The organism is Pantoea agglomerans (genome assembly GCF_020149765.1).
Classification (GTDB): domain Bacteria; phylum Pseudomonadota; class Gammaproteobacteria; order Enterobacterales; family Enterobacteriaceae; genus Pantoea; species Pantoea alvi.
In genome coordinates this window covers 81,467-105,068 of record NZ_CP083810.1, presented here as the reverse complement: position 1 = coordinate 105,068, position 23,602 = coordinate 81,467, and the positions used below count along the sequence as shown (strand labels likewise).

Sequence of the window (23,602 nt, the reverse complement as noted above, 5' to 3'; positions counted from 1 at the left end):
GCGGCCCCCCACGGGGGCCCTGTTCCCTTTTGTTGGCATTAAAATGAAAAACTGAGGTCATTATGGATTTTGTGAACATCTCGCGCGCGCTGCTGCCGTTGCTAGGAGGCCGAGAAAATATTGCCAGCGCGGCGCACTGTGCAACGCGCTTGCGCCTGGTGCTGGTGGATGATGCCAAAGCGGATACCGCCGCAATTGGAAAAATTGAGGGAGTTAAAGGATGTTTTCGCAATGCGGGACAATTGCAGGTGATCTTTGGCACCGGCGTGGTTAATAAAGTCTACGCTGCCTTTATTCGCGAAGCCGGCATTAGTGAAGCCAGTAAGTCAGAAGCGGCTGATATCGCCGCGCGCAAGCTCAACCCCTTCCAGCGCATCGCGCGTCTGCTGTCGAATATATTTGTCCCAATCATTCCGGCCATCGTTGCATCCGGCCTGCTGATGGGACTGCTGGGAATGGTAAAAACTTACGGCTGGGTAAACCCCGACAATGCGCTCTATATCATGCTGGATATGTGCAGCTCGGCGGCATTCATCATTCTGCCAGTCCTGATTGGCTTCACCGCTGCGCGAGAATTTGGCGGTAACCCGTTCCTCGGCGCCACGCTGGGCGGCATTCTGACACACCCTGCGCTGACAAATGCCTGGGGCGTAGCGGCCGGATACCACACAATGAACTTCTTCGGCATAGAAGTGGCGATGATCGGCTATCAGGGCACCGTATTCCCGGTACTGCTGGCGGTGTGGTTTATGAGTATTCTGGAGAAACAGCTGCGCCGAGTGATTCCGGATGCACTTGATCTGATCCTGACGCCGTTCCTGACGGTAATCATTTCCGGCTTCATTGCGCTACTTATTATCGGTCCGGCAGGCCGTATGCTCGGTGACGGCATTTCATTTGTGCTCAGCACACTCATTGCTCATGCGGGCTGGCTGGCTGGATTACTCTTCGGCGGCCTGTACTCGGTGATTGTTATTACCGGCGTGCATCACAGCTTCCATGCCATAGAGGCAGGGCTGCTTGGCAATCCGTCGATTGGCGTTAATTTCCTGCTGCCGATCTGGGCAATGGCGAATGTGGCGCAGGGCGGCGCCTGTCTGGCGGTCTGGTTCAAAACCAAAGATGTCAAAATCAAGGCGATTTCGCTGCCATCCGGCTTCTCCGCACTGCTCGGCATTACGGAAGCGGCTATTTTTGGTATTAATCTGCGCTTTATGAAGCCGTTCATTGCCGGACTGGTCGGCGGCGCGTTAGGCGGGGCCTGGGTGGTATCAATGCATGTTTCAATGACCGCAGTAGGCCTGACCGGTATTCCCGGCATCGCGATCGTGCAGGCAAGCTCACTGCTCAATTATGCGACTGGCATGGTGATCGCATTTAGCGCTGCGTTTATTCTCTCTTATTTGCTCAAATACAAAACGGATGCAGACTAATGGGCTCGACCACACTGTTACCCCAAATTCTTAACGCAGTGATGCGTGGTCAGCCGAAGGCACTCAGCGATCCCCACTATCCTGGCTGGCACCTTGCGCCGGTAACGGGGCTGCTTAACGATCCCAATGGCTTTATCAATTTCGCTGGTCGCTATCATCTCTTCTATCAGTGGAATGCGTTGGGCTGTGAACACAAATTTAAATGCTGGGGACACTGGAGTTCCACCGATCTGCTCCACTGGCAGCATGAGCCGATTGCGCTGATGCCTGATGAAGCCTTTGACCGCAGCGGCTGCTACTCTGGCAGCGCCGTGGATGATAACGGCGTGTTGACGCTGATCTACACCGGCAACGTGAAATTTGACGACGGATCGCGCACCGCCTGGCAATGTCTGGCCGTCCAAAATGAGGCGGGCTGTTTCGATAAGCTGGGGCCGGTTATCGCGCTGCCGGAGGGATATACCGGACATGTTCGCGACCCAAAAGTATGGCGGCATGGCGATCAGTGGTACATGGTGCTCGGGGCACAAGACAGCCATAAGCAGGGCAAGGTGCTGCTGCTGCGCTCTGCAGATTTGCATCACTGGCACCCTTTAGGCGAGATTGCCGGCAGCGGTCTGAACGGGCTGGGCGACGCTGGCTATATGTGGGAATGCCCAGATTTGTTTACTCTTGGGGAGACGACTTTCCTGATTTGCTGCCCGCAGGGCATTGCACATGAAGAGCAGCGCTTTCTCAACGCACATGCCAGTGCCTGGCTCGCTGGCAATTTTAATTACGACACCGCCGACTTCGCTCATGGACCCTTTCACGAGCTTGATGCTGGCTTTGAGTTCTACGCCCCGCAAACCACGCTTACCGCCGACGGACGGCGGCTGTTGATTGGCTGGATGGGCGTGCCGGACGGCGAAGAGATGTACCAGCCAACAATTGCGCAATCCTGGCTCCACCAGATGACTTGCGTGCGCGAACTCGACGCGCGTGATGGTCGTCTTCTGCAGCGACCGGTCGCTGAATTGCAGGCATTGCGCGGCGACGAACACCGTTATTACGGTCGGGCAAGCGGCGCCCCGGTGTTAGCAGCGCAGCGGCTGGAACTGGTGCTTACGGGGTCGGGCGGTATTACGCTGAATTTTGCTGAAACTTTGTATCTGGACTGGCATGGAGAAGGATTGCGTCTCGCCCGGCGCAGTTTGGTGAGCGGCGAATGGCACTATCGCTACTGGCGTGGAGCGGTTACTGAGCTGCATATATTATGCGATCACTCCAGCGTTGAAATTTTTATCAATGAGGGTGAAGGCGTGATGAGCAGCCGCTATTTTCCGGCGCATCACGCGCAACTCACGCTGATCGGCGACGAAGAAGTGAATGCCCGCTACTGGCCGTTGCGTCACCTCATGGTAGAATAAGTCATTGTTTCATTAAATGTCGCATTGATGTGAAAAAAACCAGACGCGTTACCATTGCCGATATCGCCGCGTTGGCAGGCGTATCTAAAGCAACCGCCAGCCTGGTACTGAATGGCCGGGGCAAAGAGTTGCGCGTAGCGAAAGAGACGCGCGAAAGAGTACTAACGCTGGCGCGTGAACATCACTACCAGGCGAGTATCCATGCGCGCCTGTTACGTGAGAATCGTAGCCATACGCTGGGTCTGGTGGTGCCTGAGATCACTAATTATGGTTTCGCAGTTTTCTCTCATGCCCTGGAAAATCTCTGCCGCGAGGCGGGTTTACAGTTGCTCATCTCCTGTACGGATGAAAATGCCGGGCAGGAGCGGGTGGTCGTGGATAACCTTGTGGCGCGTCAGGTAGATGGATTAATTGTGGCATCAAGCATGCTCAGCGACAGCGACTATGTGAAGCTGAGCGAACAACTGCCGGTGGTGCTGTTTGACCGCTACATGAGCGATACCAGGCTGCCGCTGGTGATCACCGACTCTGTGACGCCTACCTCCGACCTGGTTGAAAGGATGGCGCGCGCTAATCCCGACGAGATTTATTTTTTGGGTGGGCAGTCGCGCCTTTCTCCTACCAGAGACCGTCTTGCGGGCTTTATGGCGGGACTGGAACGTGCAGGCGTTACGCCTCGTCCGGAGTGGATCATTCATGGTACTTATCACCCCAGCAGCGGTTACGAAATGTTTGCAGCGCTTTGTGCCAGACTGGGCCGTCCTCCTAAAGCGATATTCACTGCTGCCTGCGGGCTGATGGAAGGCGTTTTGCGCTATATGAGCCAGCACCATTTGCTCAGTAGCGATATGCGTATGGCCAGCTTCGACGATCACTATCTCTATGACTCGCTCTCTGTCGCGATTGATACTATTGAGCAAGATGTTCCCAGACTGGCCCAAGAATGTTTCACTCTGTTGACTGCGATGATTGGCGGCGAAGAACCTACTAACCAGCAAACGGTATTACCGGCAACCGTTAAATTACGTGGTAAACATTAATCTGAGGCTTGCCTTTTGTGTATACACTGGATCATAATTCGCATAATCATAATTATGTTAAATGTGATCGCGATATTCATACCGCCTCGATGTTCTGTCCGCTACCCTACTTTATGCAAAACCCGCGCTACCCGTTATTTTACTGCGCCTGATAGCTCACAGCGCCGTTCAGATCTTACAGCCTCACCTGCACGGCGAACTCAGGGCCGCCCGGGCAGCCCTGAAACCCAGCTTACTGCGCCTGCTGTTGATTCTTTTCCGCGTCCTTTTTCTCTTTTTTATGGGCCATATGATGGCCTACGGCGCAGCCCGCCGCCGCGCCGGCGACGGCATGATCTTTGATATGCCCGGCCGCGCCGCCGACCGCTGCGCCTTTGAGGCAGCCCTTCGCCTCAGCCTGGGAGGCGACCGACATCAGCAGGCCCAGGGTAATCACTAAACACGACAGTTTACGCATTTGAACGCTATCCTCATAAGAATTAACAGCACATTGCCGATAAGCAGCCCGATGAGCATAGTCGCAATGTTAGGCCCGTAGAGGGTAATACGACTACCGTTGTCATTCTGTTGAGGAATCGTTGCATGTTTATGTGAAGAGCACCCATTGCGCTTCTCGGCATCACGCCTGGTTAGCGTCGGCGCCGCGCTTTGCTTCCCGGCGACAGCGTTCGGAGCAGTACTGCACCTGATCCCAGCACTTTTCCCATTTTTTACGCCAGGTCATCGGCTTCTTGCAGTTTTTACAATAGCGTACCGGCAGCGACTGTTTGTTTCCCTTAAAAACGCGCATTATTTGCCTCTCTCAGGTTCAGCATTATCGCTTCTTCGCTCGAACCGACCGCCCACCCACCAGAGCGCGAGCGCCGTCAGAGCGATAACGCCCAGCGCCGCGAATGCCGTGCTGTAGGAGTAACGCGCGGCAATGGTGCCCGCCAGCGCCGGACTCATCGCGGCGCCCGCCCCTTGCATCAGCATAATCGCGCCCTGCCCTGCATTGGTATGCCCGCTTCCCGCCAGCACGTTAACAATATAGCCCGGCACCGCCACGCCCAGCAGTCCGGCCGCCAGGCCATCCAGTATCTGAACCGGGATCATCCCCAGGGCGCCAGGCCAGGCAGAGGCGATAGCAGCGCGCAGCGGCAACACCAGCAGCGCCGCCGTAATCAGTAGTGAATAGCCCGACTTTTGCGCGCGGCTGGCGGCAAACAGGGCTACCGGGATCATCACGCACTGCGAAATCACCACGGTGGCGGCTGCATAAACGCCGGCAGGCATCGTCCCGTCATGGGCGGCGGCGGCACGCATGCTCAGCATGGGCAGCAGCGCGGCATTGCTGAGATGGAACAGCAGCAGCGTCAATCCGGTGATGATAATGGCGGGGTTGCGCAGAATAACCGAAAGCCTGGGCACCGCAAGCCGGTGGTCATCGCCGCTTAATCCGCGCGCAAGGCGATGATCGATATCTTCATGCCGGATAGCTAAAACGGAAAGCGCCGCGCAGAGCGCCATGGCGGTCATCAAAACGAAGACGGCGCCTGTTCCCCACCAGGCGACGGAAATCCCGGCGATAATGGCCGCGGTCATATTGCCGCCGTGGTTAAAGGCTTCGTTATGGCCCATCTGGCGGCTGAATCCATCTGGCCCAGTCAGGCCAAGCGTGATGCCGGTCAGCACGGGCGCGATAAATGCCGCTGCAAGGCCGGTGAGGATCTGCGAAAAAAGCGTTACCCATGAATCGGGAAAATACCAGAGCAGCAGCGTCGACACGGTAATGACCAGCGAGCCGACAATCAGCAGCAGGCGCTTATGGCGCGTCGCATCCGTTATCAGTCCGGCGGGAAGCGTGGCGAACAGGCCCGCCAGACCGCCGGCAGACATCACCCAGCCGATATCATCCGCTCGCCAGTGATGTTCGGTGAGGAAGATGCCCAAAAACGGGCCCAGTCCGTCCCGCACGTCCGCCATAAAAAAATTTACCAGACAGAGCGCCTGAAGCGATCGCAGCGTCATACACATCCTCGTTAATAAGTTTACGATTATCGGGGATAAACCCCGCTTCGTTTAAGCCTGGCACGGAAAGCGAGGTTGCGTAAAAAACAGGGGTCACTGGCCAGCTAAACGCCCTGCTACCCTGTCACCCGCGTCTATAACGCATAAAAAAAATTAACTGATAAATAAATCAGTTTGCATTAAGTAAAGAAGTAATAAATAGCGTCCCGGTGTAACCAAAAAAGACAAATGCTCAAACCGGATTAGCTGATAATAAATAGAGATAAGGCGAGAGCGAAGGAATAAATATTAAATAAATTAAATGAAAAAGGGAATGTTCCTATAATTATGCTTTGCTTTACTCGGTGGCGGAATTAAAAAGATGTTGATTATATAATCACTTCACCTGAGCGTGCTTTTTCAGCGTGTCACCTGTTGCTTCCGGAATTTTATCAGGGGCTTATATGAAAATAATAGTGAGCGGGCGCGGCTACCCGGAAAAAAGAAACATTATCGTTAACGAGCAGTACACCTACCTTGATTTTCGTTATAAAAATATATGGCTTTACATCAATAAAATAAGACAGAAGCTGGCGCGTGCTAATAAGGTCTTTATCTTCTGGCCTTTCCGTTTCCTTATGCCGGCGGACACCCAGGTCATCCATCTGTTTAACGAGGTGGCTCAGACCCGGCAGCGCTGGATCGCCACCTTTGAAACCGAGCTGCCACGCGTTCTGCCGGTGCCGGGCGTGCCCAAACTCGCCAATCCCGCGCTAAAGAAGGCGCTCAGGCTGGTCGCCGCGCCGCAGTGTGTGGCGATCGTGGCGATGTCTGAAGCCGCAAGGCAGATTCAGCTAAAACTGCTGGAAGCCTTTCCTGACGAGGCGGCAGCCATCATCCCTAAAATGCATAAGCTGCATCCCCCGCAGCCGGTGCTTTATGACGGGCCGCGCGATACGCCTGACAAAAAGCTAATTTTTACCTTTGTTGGTAATGAATTTTATCGCAAAGGCGGCGCCGAGGTGGTGCTCGCTTTTAGCGAGCTGGCCGAAGAAGGGGTAATTAATGCCGATACCGTCGAGGTGAATATAACAGGCGATCTTAACAATAGGTATAACATCGCGCATGGCAAATATCAGGATGAAGCCGCTTTTTACAGTAAAATTGAACAATCGCTAACGCGATATAATATTTTTACTCATGCTACCTCCAGACCCAACAGCGAGCTCATCGCGTTATTTAAGCGCGCCCATGTCGGGCTGCTGCCTAGCTGGCAAGATACCTATGGCTTTTCCGTTCTGGAAATGCAGGCGTGCGGCTGTCCCGTTATCACCACCAACGTGCGCGCGCTGCCTGAAATAAATCCGGACGCCGCGGGCTGGACCCTCGCCTGTCCTCTGAACGCGATGTTTGAACTCACCGTGGCGTCCGTTGAGGATAAAATAGCGCTGAGGCGTCTGATGGTGGCCCAGCTGAAAGCGCAAGTGCTGGCGATCCTGGCGGACCGGGCGTCTGTTCTCTCCCGTTCTCAAAACGCCCTGCGGCGAATCGAGACGCACCATAATCCGGCGCGTTTTAAAGAGAGCCTCGACGCAATTTATGCGCTGGCGCGGTGATGCAAGCAGCAGGGCCGCGAGAGTCAGATTCGCGCGTCGCCTTCCAGACGGACCCAGCGACGTCCGGTCGCCACCGTGAGCGCAACCAGCGTCAGGCCCGCTGCCAGATGCATTAAAAAATCGATCATATGCAGCTGCGTGTCGTGGCAGAGCGACAGCAGCATCGACGACATAAAAGCGATGCCGCATCCCGCCAGCGCCAGACTTTTTGCCGGAAAGAGCGAGCGGGTACGATAGAGGCTGAACACCGAGATCGCCATCATCGGCAGGCCCGCGCACAGCATAAAGAGATAGCAGTGAATGCCCTCGCCAAAGCGTCCTGCGCCAGCGGGCACCTGCGCGGCGGTCATGTTGCCGAGATTGAGCGCCAGCCACGCCAGCGCCGGCAAAAGAAGGTAACGCAGCGCGGGCGGCTTCCGTCCCGCCAGGCTAAGGGTAAAGGCTCCGGCGATAGCGCCGACGCCCAGCATAAAAGACAACAGCAAGGCCGCTATTGCCAGCGGCGCGCCGGGCTGCGACCAGTCGGTGTAGCGGCTGTGTAGCGCCCAGCTGCCGAGCGCGCCGCAGGGCAGCGCCGCCGCGATCCAGCCAGTGACGCGCCATGCCGTTGGCCAGATGCGTCTGACCGGCTGCGCTGACGCGCTGAGCTGTTCGATAAGTTGGTCATGATTTCTCATGCTTGCCACTTCCAGATTTACGCAGGTTGAGCATTGCGCGGTGCAAAAGCGATTTGACCGCAGAAAGCGAAAGATTGGCCTCAGCCGCCGCCTGGGCCAGGCTCTGTTCGCGCAGGTGAACGGACTCGACGATCTGTCGCTGACGTGCCGGCAACGCGCCTAAACAGTCGTTTAGCGCATCCTCGCCCGCATCGGTCTCGTTCGTTTCCGTCGTCTGGCGGTGAAGGACGTCCTCGTCCTGCACTTCATGCTGGCGGCCACGCTGACGCAGGGCGTCGATCGCCCTTGCCGAAGCGATAGCCGCCACCCAGGGCAGCAGGGGACGGCGCGGATCGTAAGTGTGGCGCACCCGATGTATCGCCAGCAGCGTCTCCTGAATCACATCTTCAACCAGCGCGTCGTCGGCGATTTTTTTGCGCACCAGGGCACGGATGGCGGGCACCATCGCTTTCAGAAGCTGGTTATAGGCGGCTTTATCGCCAGCCTGCGCGCGGGCCATTAAGAGAGGCCAGTGCTGAGCGCGCGCGTCAGTGGCGGGCATCGCCCGCGCTTAAAGGCTGAACCATCCGCCCGGCTAAGAGGTTAATCAATATTCACCCGTTCACGTTTTCTTTCCGCTTTCAGCGGCCTGCTCAAGCGCCGAAATAACGATGCCCGGCGTCAGGACCTGCGGCAGCACCAGCGGTTTTCCGCCGTTTGCCGGATAAACCACATAGAGCGGCAGCCCGCCTCGCCCGAAATCGCTGAGCGCCTGCTCGACGTCCGGATTATATTTCGTGGAGTCCGCGACCATATAGATGGTGTCGGTGCGCGCCATCGCCGCTTTCACCGCCTGAGTCGACAAAGAGGTGCGGTCGTTAACCTGGCAAGTGATGCACCAGGAGGCGGTAAAGTTCACCAGTACCGGCTTGCCCTGGCCTTTAATCGCATCCACGTTCTGCGGCGACCAGGCGACGGCCGCCGCCGCCACGGCGCTCCCGACGTTCTCTTCAGGCGCGGCAACGCTTTTCAGATTGATCAGCGGCGGCACCAGCAACAGCAGGAAAACCGCCGTCGTCAGATGCAGCGCCCAGTGGCGACGTCCCATCATACGGCGTTTCTGCGCCATGCCATATAGCCAGGCGGCAAAACTGAGCAGCAGGCAGCAGCCGAGGATCGCCGCCAGCGCCGCCGAACCCGCCTGGCGTTCCAGCACCCAAATCAGCCAGCCAACGGCGCCCAGCATCGGGAAAGCCAGCCCGTGTTTCAGCGTCATCATCCAGGCGCCGGGTGCCGGCAGCACGCGCGCCAGTACCGGGAAGAAGGCGATCAGGGTAAAGGGCGCGGCGAATCCGAGCGCCAGCGCGATAAAAATCACCAGGCTGACGGCGGGCGGCTGCGTCAGCGCATAGCCGACGGCGCTGGCCATAAAGGGCGCGCTGCACGGGGTCGCCACGACGATAGCGAGCGCGCCGGTGAGCGCCGACCCCACTAAGCCGCCACGATTGCCGCCCACCTCGCCTGCCCGCTGCAGGGAAAGCCCAATTTCAAACACGCCGAAGAGATTAAGCGCCGAGGCCAGCATCACCAGAATCAGCAGCGCGATGACCATCGGCGACTGTAGCTGAAAGCCCCAGCCGACCGAGGCGCCGCCCGCTCGCGCCAGCAGCAGTACCCCCACCAGCGCCAGCATCGTCACGACCACGCCCAGTAAAAACGCCAGCCCCTCGGCGCGGGCGTGCGCCGGTTTGTCGTGATGGCGGATCAAACTCAGCGCCTTCAGCGAAATCACCGGGAATACGCACGGCATAAGATTGAGTATCAGGCCGCCGAGAAACGCGGCGGCGATAGCTGTCAGCATGATAATTTCACCTGGTTCAGGGGTCAGGCAGGATTGGCCTGACGATATTTTTTCACTGCGTCCATCGCCTTCTGGATATGCGCATCCGGATTTTTGTCGGTATAGCTGAGCAGAATTTTGCCGTCCGGGGCGATCACGTAAGAGGTGCGATCGGAAAAAGTTTTCCCTTTAAAATCCATAGTGCTTTTGTATTCCGCCGCCACTTTGGCGCCGGGATCGGCCGCAACGGTGAATTTATCGCGGCACTCGAGCTGCGAGAATTTCGCAATCTGGTCGGTATTGCCCGCGGTCACGCCAATGACCGTCGTGCCCTGCTTGTTGAATTCGTCAGTCGCCTCGGCGAAATCGTGCGCTTCCAGCGTGCAGCCCGCGCTGAAGGCCGCCGGAAAGAAATAGAGCACTACCGGCCCTTTCTGCAGCGCCTGCTGCAAAGAGAAGGTGGTCGCTTTACCGGCCAGCGCCGCGTCGAGTTTGAAATCGGGCGCCTTGTCGCCGACCTGCAGCGCGGCGAACGCCGAGGCGACAGGCAGGCTCAGGGCGAGAAGCGTGGCGGCCGCCAGCGTTTTCAGGTTGTTTTTCATCGGCATCTCATTCTTCTCCGTGGGTAATCAGGCGACATGCCTGGAGGATATAATCAAAGGTTCGTCAGCCGCTGCGGAAAAGTTTCGCTGCCGGAAAATATTTTTGCGGCAGGGCGATTCCTGAACCGGCGCGGGTACCTTGTGATACTATGCGCCGAACGGATTTCAGACCGCATGAGGCGCATCGGGATGCATAAAAACAGTACGCCGACCCCGCACGACGCGGTGTTCAAAACCTTTCTCTCGCACCCTGAGACGGCGCGCGACTTCATGGCGCTGCATCTGCCGCCCGCGCTGCTGGCGATCTGCGATCTCTCCACGCTGAAGCTGGAATCCGGCAGTTTCGTCGAGGATGACCTGCGTCCTTACTACAGCGACGTGCTTTACTCGCTGAAAACCGGCGGCGGGGATGGCTATGTGCACGTCCTGATTGAGCATCAGAGCTCGCCGGATAAGCATATGGCGTTTCGGCTGATGCGCTATGCCGTGGCGGCGATGCAGCGTCATCTTGATGCCGGGCATAAAACCCTGCCGCTGGTGATCCCGGTACTTTTTTACCAGGGCAAGCGCAGCCCTTATCCTTACTCGATGAACTGGCTCGATTCGTTTAGCGAACGTGAGCGGGCCGCGGCGCTCTATAGCGGACATTTTCCGCTGGTGGACGTGACCGTGATCCCGGATGAAGAGATTATGCAGCACCGCAGCATGGCGGCCCTGACCCTGCTGCAAAAGCATATTCGCCAGCGCGATCTTCGAGGACTGCTCGATCAGCTGGCCACGCTAATGCTGACGGAATTTATGACCGGACAGCAGGTGATGGCGCTGGTAAACTATATGCTTCAGGCCGGCGAAACGCCGGACGCGAAAGCGATGATTCGCGAACTGGCACAGCGCGTGCCGCAGCATGAGGATGAACTGATGACCCTTGCACAACAGCTTGAGCAGATAGGCCTGAAAAAAGGACTGGAACAAGGGCTGGAACAAGGCCGCCAGCTTGGCGAGCGTGAAGCCAGCCTCAATATCGCCCGAAACTTGCTGAAAAACGGTATGGACGTGCCTTCAGTGATGAAAGTGACGGGCCTGTCCGAAGAAGATCTGCAGCAAATCCGCCACTAAGTCCTGCCTGACTCATTACGCTTAGCCGCCGCGCCTTCCGGCGGCTAAGCTGTCACCCGCTTCGCTCTGTTTACTACGGCTTGATGACAGGCAGGCTTTCTGGCGAGGTGAAGATCGTCAGCCCGAGGGATTGGCCAAGGCGCACGTCATTGTCGGCGCCCTGCGACGCGCCCGGCATGCGCAAAATGGCGTCGCAGCAGGCGATTAAGCGATGCGCGACCGGATAGAGAAATCTCTCGCTGATCTCGTCGCCGATGTGGGCCGATCCTGCGGCGGCCGCGAGCGGCAGCGCCAGCCACTCGCCGATCACCGGCGTATGTCCGCGCTGATAAACCTCCAGCGCCATGCGGTTCATCTTCGCCAGGTTGGCATCGATCAACGCCGGATCGCCGTTCGTGCCGCTGCGAACCGGGCCCGCGATCAAAATCATCATTGGCTGTCCCCTTCGAAAACGGCGCTGAGCGCCAGGTGCTGCAGCAAGATGATGGTCTTGGCATCTTCAATCTCGCCGCTGCGGATCGCCGCCAGCGCGCGGGCGAAAGGCCACTCCAGCACTTCGATATCCTCGCCCTCTTCCGCCAGCCCGCCGCCCTTGCCGCGCCGATCGTCGTCATGATATTCGGCGATGAAAAAGTAGAGCTTTTCCGTAACGGATCCGGGGCTCATATAAGCCTCCAGCACCTTCTCCGCATGCGTAACCCGGAAGCCGGTCTCCTCTTCCGCCTCCGCGAGGATGCGCGCTTCGGGCGAGGCATTGTCGAGCAGGCCAGCCGCCGCCTCGATTAAATAGCCGCTATGGCCGTTGATATAGACCGGCAGGCGAAACTGGCGGGTCAGCACCACGCTTTTACGCGCGCGGTTGTAAAGCAGAATGACCGCGCCGTTGCCGCGATCGTAGGCTTCACGGCTCTGCTCTTGCCAGCTGCGCGCTGCTGCTCAAAGGTATATTTCTTCAGCGTGTACCAGTTATCGGATAACACCTGCTCGTGCAGGTGACGTATGTTCGGCTGCATGTTTTCTCCTCAGGAAGGTGACAAAAAACACGCTATCATGCATAATCGTGCAACATCAAGAAAAAACAAAGGCGTTTCTTTATGCTGAGTTCACAGCGCAAGCAGCAGATCCTGGCGATACTCGCCGAGGAAAAACAGGTGATGTCCAGCGAGCTGAGCCAGCGCTTTAGCGTCTCAGAGGACTCGATACGGCGCGATCTTCGCGAGCTGGCGGCGGAAGGCTTGCTGCAGCGCGTACACGGCGGCGCGCTGCCGGTATCTGCAGCGGTGGCCCCTTTTGAAACACGCAAAAACGTGCATGCCGGCTCCAAGCAGCTTATCGCGCAAAAAGCAGTCAGACTTATCCAGCCCGGTCAGGTCGTGATTATCGACGGCGGCACCACCACCGAAGCGATGGTGCGGCAGCTGCCTGCGGATCTGGCGTTTACCGCCGTCACCCACAGCCCGAGCGTTGCCGTGGCGCTGGTCGACTTCCCTCAGGTCGAGGTGATTATGCTTGGCGGACTGCTCTATCGTCACTCTGTCGTGGCGGTAGGTGCAGCGGTGCTGGAGGCTATCGCACGCATCAATGCCGATCTTTTTTTTATGGGCGTCACGGGCGTTCATAAGAACGCAGGATTGACCACCGGCGACTATGAAGAGGCGGGAATTAAACGGGCGCTGGCGGCGCGCGCCTCGGAAACCGTGGTAATGGTATCGCAGGAGAAGATGAATTCGGCCTCGGCGTTTGCCATCGGCGATTTGACGCTGGCCAGCACGCTGGTGGTCGACGGCGAGCCGGATGCGGAGATGAAGAGGCTGCTGGCGCAAAAGCAGATTACAGTGATTTAAAGGCGACGCATCTGGGGCGAAAACGGCGAGGAGACGACCGGCGCACCCTCGTCCGGGCTAAGGTGCGCCGCCGCAGAATAAGCGATTACTTCGCTAGCGCTTTCAGCAGCTGCGCCGCCGTTGCCGCCGATGAGCCCGGGTTCTGTCCGGTGATTAGCAGGCCGTCCTGCACTACCCAGGAGCCCCAGTCTTCGCCTTTGGAATAGAGGCCGCCTTTGGCGATCAGCTCATCCTCCACCAGGAAAGGCACGATGTTGGTCAGGCCGACGCCCTCTTCTTCGCTGTTAGCGAAGCCGGTCACTTTTTTACCTTCGACCAGCGGACGCCCCTCTGCGGTTTTCACATGGCGCAGCACGCCCGGCGCATGACAAACCAGCGCAACCGGTTTTTGAGCGGCAATAAAGCTTTCGATCAGGGCGATGGAGTGCTGATCTTCCGCCAGATCCCATAACGGGCCGTGGCCGCCTGGGTAGAACACCATATCGAAGTCGGAGGCGGAAACGCTCTCCAGGCGTACCGTTGACGCCAGCTGCGCTTTGGCTTCTTCATCCGCCTCGAAGCGATGGGTCAGATCGGTCTGGAAATCAGGCTCATTGCTTTTCGGATCCAGCGGCGGGTTGCCGCCCTGCGGCGAGGCCAGGGTAATTTCGGCGCCGGCGTCTTTAAAGGCGTAGTAAGGTGCGGCCAGCTCTTCCAGCCAGAAACCCGTTTTACGTCCGGTGTCGCCCAGCCGATCGTGCGAGGTCAAAACCATTAATACTTTCATGTCTGTTCTCCGCTTAATGAAGTTGCCATTTAAATAGTAGACCAGTCGTCTAGATTCTGCTGATAAAAAAAGTCGTTGCCGACCTTTTTTGCCGCCCCTCAGGAGGCAGCGTTAAGCATTTGCTGCGTCAGCGCCATGGCTGATGCAAACGGCCGCTTGTTGCGTACAATCTTGACCATCACGCTGGCGCCGAGCCAGAGCTGATAGAGAGTTTCCGCCACCACGGCCGGCTTCTCTTCAGTGCGCAGCGACCCTTCCGCTACGCCCGCCTCAATGGCGTCCGTCAGGCGCGCCACGATGCCGGCGGTGCCCTTTTCCAGCGTATGGCGCATCGCTTCCGAGAGATCGGCCACTTCGACGCCCAGCTTGACGGCCAGGCATTTGCCCTGACAGTCCTGAAAAGATTGCGTATCCTGCCACTGCTGCCAGTAGTGCATCAGCCTTTGCTGCATCGTGCAGTTGGGCTGGCTCAGCGTCTCATCCATATTCGCCAGATAGTCGTCAAAGTAACTTTCCAGCATAGCGACGCCAAAGGCATCTTTCGAACCGAAGTAGTGATAGAACGAGCCTTTCGGCACGCCTGCTTCCGTCAGAATTTCGTTGAGACCGACAGCCGAGTATCCTTTGCTGGCCATAATGCGCTGGCCGGTGTCCAGGATATGTTCGCGAATGCCTTCTCTGTGCTTGTGAGCGACTGTGTTCATGAATTCAAAATAGCCTTTATTAGACCGGTCGTCTAGACGCGGGCGCGATTTTTTTGCGTCTACTTTATCATGGATTATGCTAAAGCGTTAAAAAGCTTTTTAATCAACGGGATAAAAGAAGCAGCATGATGAAAAGAAAATAGCCGTAACGGTTTGCCAGGGCGGCGCCGGCGATCACAACGATCTGGCGATACCCGGCGCCGGCTGACCTGCGGTTCTCCGGGCCGGGAAGCGGGCTTCGCCTCGATCGGCTGGTGCTGGACGGCCGGTGTATCTTCATCTGGACTGCGATACGCTCGCGGAGAGCGCTTTTTTCAGGCATTGAGATCGCCGACGTCCAGCCCGCCTGGCAGCGCGTCAATATCGCCCGAACCGCTTATCAACGCGCTGCCGCCGTTATGGCGCGGGCGTTAACGCCCCTTCTTCTTGCGTCCTGGCTGGACAAAGCGTTTGCGGTTGCCGGCGCGGTCGTCGCTCTTTTCGCTTTTCTTCGGCGCGCTGCTGATAACCGGCTTTTTCACCGCGCTGCTTTTCGCGGGCGTCTTTTTCTTTGCGGGCTTCTCTTCCGAAGAGGAGTTTTCGATTAGCTTAAACAGCTCCGCCAGCTCGTCGTCGGTAAGGTCGCGCCATTCGCCCAGCGGAATGCCCTTCAGGCTGACGTTCATAATGCGCGTGCGCTCCAGCTTCGTGACCTCAAAGCCAAAATGCTTACACATGCGGCGGATCTGACGGTTCAGGCCCTGCACCAGCGTAATGCGGAAGACAAACGTGGACTCTTTCACCACTTTGCATTTTTTAGTGACGGTGCCGAGCATCGGCACGCCTGCGCCCATACCGGCGATAAAGTCGTCGGTGATCGGCTTATCAACGGTGACCACATACTCTTTCTCGTGGTTATTGCCCGCGCGCAGGATTTTATTCACCAGATCGCCATTGTTGGTGAGGAAGATCAGTCCCTGGGAATCTTTATCCAGTCGGCCGATAGGAAAGATGCGCTCGCTGTGGTTAACGAAGTCGCGAATGTTGTCGCGTTCGCCCTCTTCCATAGTGGTGATGATACCGACCGGCTTGTTCAGAGCGATCAACACCAGATCTTCTTCGCTGCGGGGCTCAATCAGCTGGCCGTTTACCTTGACGCTGTCACCCGGAAAGACCTGCGCGCCGACGGCAGCGCGTTTGCCGTTGATAAACACGTTGCCCTGTTCGATGTAGCGATCGGCGTCGCGGCGCGAACAGATTCCGCTCTCGCTGATGTATTTGTTCAGGCGCGTGGATGCGTTAAGCAAGGGAAACCTCCAAAAAGCGCGGACTATACAATAATCTTGCGGGTAAATCCTGCGCTTACTGCAGGTTAGCCCGTTCTTCTCATCTGCTGTTTTTATCGCGGCGGCAGACTGCGCTTATGTAGCATATTCTTGCGCGCTTTTCTCTCTGTTCGTCATGCCAGGCTTGCCAGCGCCATCACAATTTCCAATGACCCGCCGCCTTGTAACTTTTAAAACGGCATGACAACATCCGTACATGTATATACATGTAGCGTCGCAACGGTTAACAAAGGGCAGATAATAATTAACACTTCAACCTGGCGAGGAACCTATGTCAGCGGAACTTCCTGCATCAGCGCGTTCAGACGGCGAGAGCCAGCGGCTTTCTGAAACCCGATCGATCGATTTTATTCCCCACCGCGAACGTCACGGACATCCGTTCAGCCAGTTCACGCTATGGTTCGGCGGCAATCTGCAAATTACGGCTATCGTCACAGGCGCGCTCGCCGTGGTGCTGGGCGGCGATGTGGTCTGGTCGATTATCGGCCTGCTCGTGGGCCAGATCATCGGCGCGGCGGTGATGGCGCTGCACGCCGTGCAGGGACCGCGACTGGGCCTGCCGCAGATGATCACCAGCCGCATTCAGTTCGGCGTCTTCGGCGCGGTGATCCCGCTGGTGCTGGTATGCATTATGTATATCGGCTTCTCCGCCAGCGGCACGGTGCTGGCCGGTCAGGCGATGGCGAAGCTGCTGCATATTAATAACGCCGCCGGGATGATCCTGTTCAGCCTGATCATTATCGTGATTGCGGTGCTGGGATATCGCGTTATTCATAAGCTGGGCAAAGTAGCCAGCGTCATCGGCGTGCTGGCGTTCTTCTATCTGTTCGTCACGCTGCTCTCAACCCACGATTTAGCGCCGCTCTGGCAGAATCGCCACTTCGCTTTCTCAACCTTTTTACTCGCCGTCTCTCTCTCCTCGTCATGGCAGATCGCGTTTTGCCCCTATGTCTCCGACTATTCGCGCTACCTGCCGCAGGAGGTCTCCGCGAAACGTCTGTTCAGCGCGGTGTTCTTCGGTACCGTGCTCGGCACCCAGGCGTCGATGACGCTGGGCGTTATCGTCGCGGCTATCGCGGGCAGCGCCTTCTCCGGCAATGAGGTGGGCTATATCGTTGGCTTAGGCAGCAGCGCCACCATGGCGATGGTGATCTATTTTGCCATTTGCTTCGGCAAGATCACCTTTACCACGCTGAACGCCTACGGCAGCTTTATGTCGCTGACCACCATCGTTTCCGGCTTCAGCCGGCAAACCTCCCTGAGCCGGGGCGGACGGATTGGTTTCGTAGTGCTGATGGTGGCGATCTCCTGCGGTATCGCGCTGATCAGCGAGCCTGCTTTTCTTAAATCGTTCACCCACTTTCTGCTGTTCCTGCTGGCCTTTTTCGTGCCCTGGAGCGCCATCAGCCTGACCGATTTTTACCTTATTACCAAAGGCCATATCGACATTCCCGCGCTGTCGCAGCCGGACGGGCGCTACGGCCGCTGGAACTGGCCGGGCATCGCCACCTATTTTATCGGCGTGCTGATCCAGCTGCCTTTTATCGATAATCCGCTGCACCACGGCTCGCTGACCTGGATTTTCGCCGGGAATGACGTCTCGTGGGTTATCGGCTGGTTCGCTACGGCGCTGCTGTGGCTGGGGATGCGGCGTTTCGACCGCCGCGGTGCGCTGAGCGCGACGCGCTATCCGGTACAGTGAGTAAAAGCGGTGTGACCCTCTCACAGCCGTAAAAAAGGGGTGTCTGTGAGGGGGGCATTTCTGGCCGCAGGCTGGCGGGAAAGAGCCTCAGTGGCGGATTTGTGCCAGACCCTTTCCGGAAATCCCGCTCATTTTCATGAGGCTATCACGCTCGAGCACAGGGCGGGCAACTTCACACATACCCCATCAGCTTCAGCATCGACTGCGCCTGATGCATCGCCTCGGCGCGATGCGAGACGCCCAGCTTCTGATAGAGGTTGCGGATATGGGTTTTAATGGTGGTGGCGGCCACATCCAGCTCCCCGGCGATCTGGTCGTTGCTGTAGCCGGAGTAGATCAGGCCCAGCACCTGCCATTCGCGCTGCGTCAGCGGGCTGGTGCGGATCAGCTCCGGCACGTCGGGATGATTCAGCAGTCGGCTGACGAATCCCTCGTCGAAGTGGGCGAACTTATGGCGATGGTATTTGTTAATTTCATTCAGGATACGGCGCGCGCGATGATTATCCAGCTCTTCCAGCGCGTTAAGCTGGATAAGCTGGCGCAGCTGCTGCGCCATGATCTCGCCTTCGATCACGAAATGGCTGATAAAGCCGGTGCCGCGCGCCAGCTTCAGCGCCTCGATGAGCGCGCGCTGCGCTTCGGCTTTGCGTCCGGTCTGCCAGTAGATCTGATTGAGCAGCAGCAGGTTGCGGTTCATATCGCTCATCAGACGCAGCGCGCGCGCGTTTTCGTTGAGCTCTTCCAGCACCACTTCCGCCTGGCTGAGATCGCCCTGCAGGATCTGCGCCCGCGCGATATTGCGCCACTGCCCCTGCAGGAAGTGGTTATTGGCGAAGGCGGGCTTCGCGGTGTGCCGCATCCAGTGGCTGGCGCTCTGGACGTCACCCGTCATCTGCCAGTAGATCACCCTCACCTTGTCGGCGTTGGCGATCCAGTCGCTGTGCAGGCTGCCGTTGTTGAGCAGATTCTCCAGACGGTTCAGGTAGCTGCGCGCGTTATCCAGATTGCCGCGCGCCAGCGAGCACTGCACCAGCAGGCCCAGACACTGGATCTGCTGCTGCGGCGGGTAGCCCTTCAACACTTTCATACCTTCGCGCGCCGCCTGCTCCGCCTCGTCCAGCCGGCCCCACGCCCACATCAGCTGGGCGCGAATGCGCAGCAGAAACTCGTGCAGCGGAAACTGCGCCAGATGCTGCTCGCCAACCAGCACGAACGCTTTCTCCTGAATCTCCCAGGCGGCCTGCAGAAATCCCTGCGCGAAAAGAATTTCGCTTTGCTGGATCAGGCTCCAGAGCGCGTAGTGCCAGGTTTCGTCGCGGCGCGCCATCTGCTCGGTCTGACGCATCAGCGCCAGCGAACTCGCCAGCTCGCCTTTGCAGTGCATCACTTCGCCATGCACCGAGGTAGCGACGATGCGGCTGTAGCGGCGGCTTTCCGGCAGGGCTTCCAGCGCCAGGCGGGCAAGCTGCTCCGCCTCTTCGGTGTTGCCGTCGTTGATCGCCACCTGCGCACGCACGGCGTTGAATTCGCCCTGTAGCGCGGCGTCGATCTCGCAGCTGCACGCCTGCTCGAACTTCGCCAGCAGGCGGTTAACCTCGGAAAAGCGATGCTGGCTCTGCATCAGCCAGGCCTGTAGCAGCACCAGGCGTGGATTATCCACCAGCGTCGCCCAGGGAAGCGCGCTCAGCGAGTTCTCCAGCAGCGCCAGCTCGCTCTGATTGAACAGCGTCCAGGCGTGCGCCAGCAGCACGTCGCGCAGCATCTCGACGTCGCCTGAGGCGAGCGCATGATGGACCGCTTCGCCGGGGAATCCCTGCGCCATCCAGCTTTGCGCGGCTGCGCGATGCACCGCGGGCAGCTCGGCTGCCAGCTCCCACTGACAACGCTGGCGCAAAAACGATCCAAACAGCGGGTGATAGCTGAACCACTGGCCCGAATCATCCATACGCTGCAGGAAGAGCCCTCGCCGCTCAATCTCCTCCAGCCGCATGCGTCCGTTCGCCTCGCTGGTCACGCAGGCGACCAGGGCGTCATTCATCGAGCGTAGCAGCGCGGTTTTCAGCAGGAAATGACGCGTCGCGTCGTCGATATTGTCCAGCACCTCCTCCACCAGATAGTCGGCAAGGTGGCTGGCGTTGATGCCGGAGAGCCGCCGCGCGGAGTCCTGCGCCGAGCCGGCGCCCTGACGCGCGGAAATAGCGATCAGCTGAAGCGCCGTCGCCCAGCCCGCCACGTCGTCGCACAGGCGCCCGCTCTCTTCAGAGGCGAGCGGCGCGCTCAGGCGACAGTCAAAAAACTGTTTCGCCTCGTGATGGGTAAACGCCAGCTGCTGGCTGCCCAGCTCCAGCAGCTGTTCGCGCACGCGCAGATTAGCGATGCCGAGCTGCGGCAGATTGCGCGACAGCACGACCAGCGTCAGGTTGTCGGGCTGATGGCGCAGGAAAAAGCGCATCGCCTCATGAATGGCGGGGTTGGCGATGTGGTGATAGTCATCCACGATCAGCCACAGCGGCTGCCGCCAGTCGGCCAGCTCGATAAACAGCTGCGCGAAAAGCGCGTTGAGGTTGACGTACTGCCGCTTCTGCGCCAGCGTTTCGCTGCGGCTGCAGCCGCCCTGCGTCGCCTGCTGCAGCGCCGCGATAAGATAGTCGGCGAAGCGCTCCGGCTGATTGTCGCCCTCGTCTAATGAATACCAGCCCAGATCCTTTCTATCCGCCGCCCACTGCGAGACCAGCGTGGTTTTGCCGTAGCCCGCCGGACTGGTAATCAACACCAGCCGGTAATTGCCCGCTGCGCCCAGCTTTTGCAGCAGGCGATCGCGCGTGACGGTGCTTTCAAGGCGTACGGGACGACTGAGCTTCGAGGGAATTAACATGGGCGCACGCTTCTCCATTAACGTTCAGCGCATCATTTTTTTACGCTTCGTAATTAATCTTCATACACGTTCACGGATCCGTTAGCTGAATGCAAGCGAACCTGTAAGGCAGGCTTAACAAAAGCGAGTGCAATCACACTCCTGCGCCGCTTTCAGATTTACCCTGGCCTCTCCGCCCTCGTTATCCTCCCTGCTGAATTTCATGCAGGAGGAGGAGCGCCCGAAAGGCGGCAGGCAAACTGGCAGGCAATCCCTTTTCGTTCTGACAGGAAGCACACGACATGAATTCGCAACCCTTCGATCACGCCCGCTTTACCGCCGCACTCACGCGGCAGTGGCAAAGCTTCGGCCTGCGCGACGCGCAGGAGATGACGCAACAGCAGTGGTGGCAGGCGCTGAGCGGCGCGCTGGCCGAACTGCTGGCCGAACTGCCTGCGCAGCCCGCATCCGGGCCGCAGCGCCACGTTAACTATCTCTCCATGGAGTTTCTCACCGGCCGGCTGACGGGAAATAACCTGCTCAACCTGGGCTGGTATCAGGCGGTCGCCGACGCGCTCGCCGCCTGGGGCATCGCCCTGAGCGACGTGCTGGAGCGCGAGACCGATCCGGCGCTCGGCAACGGCGGCCTGGGACGGCTGGCGGCCTGTTTTCTCGACGCGATGGCCACCACCGGCCAGCCCGCCATCGGCTACGGCCTGAACTATCAATATGGCCTGTTTCGCCAGCGTTTTATCGAAGGCGCGCAGCATGAACAGCCTGACGACTGGGGACGCGACCGCTATCCCTGGTTTCGTCACAACGCCGCGCTGACCGTGCAGGTCGGTCTGGGCGGCAAGGTGGTGACGGAAGAGGGGCGCCCGCGCTGGGAGCCCGCTTTCCTGCTGCAGGGCGAGGCCTGGGATCTGCCCGTCGTCGGCTATGGCAACGGCGTCACCCAGCCGCTGCGCCTCTGGCAGGCGAAACACGCGCGTCCGTTCAACCTGCAGCGCTTCAACGACGGCGATTTCCTGCGCGCCGAACAGCAGGGCATCGATGCGGAGAAGCTGACGAAGGTGCTCTACCCCAACGACAATCATCAGGCCGGGAAAAAGCTGCGCCTGATGCAGCAATATTTTCAGTGCGCCTGCACGCTGGCCGACATCCTGCGTCGTCACCATCAGGCGGGCCGCGCCATCGAGACGCTGCCCGACTATGAAGTGATCCAGCTCAACGATACCCATCCGACGCTGGCGATCCCGGAGCTGCTGCGCCTGCTGATCGACGAGCATCAGCTCTCCTGGGATCGGGCGTGGCGCATTACGCAGCGCACCTTCGCCTACACCAACCATACGCTGATGCCGGAGGCGCTGGAGTGCTGGAACCTGCGTCTGGTACGCGCGCTGCTGCCGCGCCATATGATGATTATCAATACGCTGAACGCGCAGCTCAAAAAAGAGGTTGAGGCGCGCTGGCCCGGCAATGAGGCGATCTGGGCGAAGCTGGCGGTGGTGCACAATCAGCAGCTGCGCATGGCTAACCTCTGCGTGGTCAGCGGTTTTGCGGTCAACGGCGTGGCGGCGCTGCACTCCCGGCTGGTGGTGCAGGATCTCTTCCCGGAATACCACGCGCTGTGGCCGGAGAAGTTTCACAACGTCACTAACGGCATTACGCCGCGTCGCTGGATCCAGCAGTGCAATCCGGCGCTGGCCACGCTGATTGACAATACGCTGTCGCGCCCCTGGGTTAACGATCTGGATGCGCTCAGCGACCTGGCGCCGCTGGCGGACGACGCCGCGTTTCGCGCGGAGTATCGCGCCATCAAGCAGCAGAACAAGGCGGCGTTAACGCGCTGGATCGCCGAAAAGACCGGTATCCGCGTTCAGCCTGACGCCCTGTTCGACGTGCAGATCAAGCGCCTCCACGAATATAAGCGCCAGCATCTGATGCTGCTGCATATCATCGCCCTGTGGCAAACGCTGGTCAGCGATCCGCAGGCGAATCTGACGCCGCGCGTGATGCTGTTCGGCGCCAAAGCGGCGCCGGGCTACGCGCTGGCGAAAAATATCATTTACGCCATTAACAAGGTGGCGGCCGTGGTTAACGCCGATCCGCGCGTCGGCGACCGCCTTAAAATCGTGTTTATTCCCGACTACAACGTCTCGGTGGCGGAGCGGCTCATTCCTGCCGCCGATCTCTCCGAGCAGATCTCGACGGCGGGCAAAGAGGCTTCCGGAACCGGCAACATGAAGCTGGCGCTTAACGGCGCGCTGACGATTGGCACCCTGGACGGCGCGAACGTGGAGATCGCCCAGCAGGTCGGCGAGGAGAATATCTTTATTTTCGGCCATACCGTCGAGCAGGTGACTGCGCTGAAGCAGGCGGGCTACGCGCCGGCGACCTGGCGCAAAAAAGATCCGCAGCTGGATCGGGCGCTGACCGCGCTGGAGGACGGCACCTTTAGCGACGGCGACACGACGGCCTTCGACGCGCTGGTGCGCAGCCTGGGCCCGACGGGCGGCGATCCCTACCTGGTGCTGGCCGATTTCCACCACTATCTCAACGCCCAGCAGCAGGTCGAAGCGCTGTGGGCCGATCCGGACGCCTGGACGCGCGCCGCGATCCTGAACACCGCGCGCTGCGGCATGTTCAGCGCCGACCGCGCCATCCGCGATTATCAGCAACGTATCTGGCAGGCCGCGCGCTGAG

The 23,602-nt window shown here is 58.7% G+C and carries 20 protein-coding genes and 1 pseudogene; 8 read left to right on the top strand and 13 right to left on the bottom strand.

What is annotated here, in order from left to right; all coding sequences use genetic code 11:
* Positions 1-62: 62 nt before the first annotated feature.
* The 3 genes from LB453_RS22665 to LB453_RS22655 are packed head-to-tail and all read left to right on the top strand — an operon-like array spanning position 63 to position 3,882.
* Positions 63-1,433, top strand: a complete 1,371-nt coding sequence (locus LB453_RS22665) for a sucrose-specific PTS transporter subunit IIBC (RefSeq protein ID WP_103797233.1) — start codon at positions 63-65, stop codon at positions 1,431-1,433.
* On the top strand, positions 1,433-2,842 hold the full coding sequence (locus LB453_RS22660) for a sucrose-6-phosphate hydrolase (RefSeq protein WP_033755608.1): 1,410 nt from the start codon (positions 1,433-1,435) through the stop codon (positions 2,840-2,842). The genes LB453_RS22665 and LB453_RS22660 overlap by 1 nt, the downstream gene beginning before the upstream one ends.
* Positions 2,843-2,871: 29 nt before the next feature.
* Positions 2,872-3,882 carry a substrate-binding domain-containing protein gene (locus LB453_RS22655; RefSeq protein WP_033755610.1) on the top strand — a complete coding sequence of 337 codons (1,011 nt, stop codon included), beginning with the start codon at positions 2,872-2,874 and terminating at the stop codon, positions 3,880-3,882.
* A 232-nt stretch (positions 3,883-4,114) separates the two neighbouring features.
* Here LB453_RS22655 and LB453_RS22650 read toward each other — a convergent pair whose 3' ends face one another.
* The 3 genes from LB453_RS22650 to LB453_RS22640 all read right to left on the bottom strand — a co-directional run bounded on the left by LB453_RS22650 (position 4,115) and on the right by LB453_RS22640 (position 5,892).
* The gene (locus LB453_RS22650) at positions 4,115-4,339 is read right to left on the bottom strand and encodes a hypothetical protein (protein ID WP_033755612.1); all 225 of its coding nucleotides are present in this window, start codon (positions 4,337-4,339) and stop codon (positions 4,115-4,117) included.
* Positions 4,340-4,501: 162 nt separating this feature from the next.
* Complete coding sequence (locus tag LB453_RS22645) at positions 4,502-4,672, bottom strand: DUF2256 domain-containing protein (protein ID WP_071997469.1); 171 nt, start codon at positions 4,670-4,672, stop codon at positions 4,502-4,504.
* On the bottom strand, positions 4,672-5,892 hold the full coding sequence (locus tag LB453_RS22640) for an MFS transporter (protein ID WP_048782062.1): 1,221 nt from the start codon (positions 5,890-5,892) through the stop codon (positions 4,672-4,674). Before LB453_RS22640 ends, LB453_RS22645 begins: the two co-directional genes overlap by 1 nt.
* Positions 5,893-6,335: 443 nt before the next feature.
* On the opposite strand from LB453_RS22640, the gene LB453_RS22635 reads away from it, so the two are divergent.
* Entirely contained in the window at positions 6,336-7,487 is a 1,152-nt protein-coding gene (locus LB453_RS22635) for a glycosyltransferase (RefSeq protein ID WP_084885405.1), read from the top strand.
* Positions 7,488-7,510: 23 nt separating this feature from the next.
* Here the strand turns inward: LB453_RS22635 and LB453_RS22630 are convergent, their stop codons facing one another.
* Genes LB453_RS22630 through LB453_RS22615 form a run of 4 tightly spaced genes read right to left on the bottom strand, consistent with a single transcriptional unit; the run spans position 7,511 to position 10,591 of the window.
* The gene (locus LB453_RS22630; protein ID WP_033755617.1) at positions 7,511-8,164 is read right to left on the bottom strand and encodes a DUF1109 domain-containing protein; all 654 of its coding nucleotides are present in this window, start codon (positions 8,162-8,164) and stop codon (positions 7,511-7,513) included.
* Positions 8,151-8,705, bottom strand: a complete 555-nt coding sequence (locus LB453_RS22625) for a sigma-70 family RNA polymerase sigma factor (protein WP_033792446.1) — start codon at positions 8,703-8,705, stop codon at positions 8,151-8,153. Before LB453_RS22625 ends, LB453_RS22630 begins: the two co-directional genes overlap by 14 nt.
* Positions 8,706-8,765: 60 nt before the next feature.
* Entirely contained in the window at positions 8,766-10,004 is a 1,239-nt protein-coding gene (locus tag LB453_RS22620; RefSeq protein WP_103797232.1) for a protein-disulfide reductase DsbD family protein, read from the bottom strand.
* 23 nt (positions 10,005-10,027) lie between these two features.
* On the bottom strand, positions 10,028-10,591 hold the full coding sequence (locus LB453_RS22615) for a peroxiredoxin (protein ID WP_103797231.1): 564 nt from the start codon (positions 10,589-10,591) through the stop codon (positions 10,028-10,030).
* A gap of 183 nt (positions 10,592-10,774) precedes the next feature.
* Between LB453_RS22615 and LB453_RS22610 the strand changes: the two genes are divergently transcribed.
* The gene (locus tag LB453_RS22610) at positions 10,775-11,701 is read left to right on the top strand and encodes an Rpn family recombination-promoting nuclease/putative transposase (protein WP_033755621.1); all 927 of its coding nucleotides are present in this window, start codon (positions 10,775-10,777) and stop codon (positions 11,699-11,701) included.
* 73 nt (positions 11,702-11,774) lie between these two features.
* Here the strand turns inward: LB453_RS22610 and LB453_RS22605 are convergent, their stop codons facing one another.
* Together LB453_RS22605 and LB453_RS22600 are read right to left on the bottom strand one after the other, a co-directional pair.
* Positions 11,775-12,134: an NUDIX hydrolase gene (locus LB453_RS22605; protein WP_033755623.1), complete on the bottom strand. Its 360-nt coding sequence runs from the start codon at positions 12,132-12,134 to the stop codon at positions 11,775-11,777.
* Positions 12,131-12,714, bottom strand: a pseudogene (locus tag LB453_RS22600) (NUDIX domain-containing protein). Before LB453_RS22600 ends, LB453_RS22605 begins: the two are co-directional and overlap by 4 nt.
* Before the next feature lie 81 nt (positions 12,715-12,795).
* Here LB453_RS22600 and LB453_RS22595 point away from each other — a divergent pair.
* Positions 12,796-13,545, top strand: a complete 750-nt coding sequence (locus tag LB453_RS22595) for a DeoR/GlpR family DNA-binding transcription regulator (RefSeq protein ID WP_103797230.1) — start codon at positions 12,796-12,798, stop codon at positions 13,543-13,545.
* An 85-nt stretch (positions 13,546-13,630) separates the two neighbouring features.
* On the opposite strand, the gene LB453_RS22590 is transcribed toward LB453_RS22595, so the two are convergent.
* The 3 genes from LB453_RS22590 to rluF form a co-directional block, all read right to left on the bottom strand.
* Complete coding sequence (locus LB453_RS22590) at positions 13,631-14,311, bottom strand: type 1 glutamine amidotransferase domain-containing protein (RefSeq protein ID WP_103797229.1); 681 nt, start codon at positions 14,309-14,311, stop codon at positions 13,631-13,633.
* A 98-nt stretch (positions 14,312-14,409) separates the two neighbouring features.
* Positions 14,410-15,015, bottom strand: coding sequence for a TetR/AcrR family transcriptional regulator (locus LB453_RS22585; protein ID WP_103797228.1), 606 nt, complete (start codon positions 15,013-15,015; stop codon positions 14,410-14,412).
* A gap of 410 nt (positions 15,016-15,425) precedes the next feature.
* Complete coding sequence (gene rluF / locus LB453_RS22580) at positions 15,426-16,301, bottom strand: 23S rRNA pseudouridine(2604) synthase RluF (protein WP_033755631.1); 876 nt, start codon at positions 16,299-16,301, stop codon at positions 15,426-15,428.
* Between the two features lie 310 nt (positions 16,302-16,611).
* Between rluF and LB453_RS22575 the strand changes: the two genes are divergently transcribed.
* A complete protein-coding gene (locus LB453_RS22575; protein ID WP_103797227.1) occupies positions 16,612-18,042 on the top strand; it encodes a purine-cytosine permease family protein in 1,431 nt (476 codons plus the stop codon).
* Between the two features lie 172 nt (positions 18,043-18,214).
* On the opposite strand, the gene malT is transcribed toward LB453_RS22575, so the two are convergent.
* On the bottom strand, positions 18,215-20,917 hold the full coding sequence (gene malT / locus LB453_RS22570; protein WP_224481802.1) for an HTH-type transcriptional regulator MalT: 2,703 nt from the start codon (positions 20,915-20,917) through the stop codon (positions 18,215-18,217).
* Between the two features lie 281 nt (positions 20,918-21,198).
* On the opposite strand from malT, the gene malP reads away from it, so the two are divergent.
* Positions 21,199-23,601: a maltodextrin phosphorylase gene (gene malP, locus LB453_RS22565; RefSeq protein ID WP_224481801.1), complete on the top strand. Its 2,403-nt coding sequence runs from the start codon at positions 21,199-21,201 to the stop codon at positions 23,599-23,601.
* The last annotated feature ends 1 nt before the right edge of the window (position 23,602 follow it).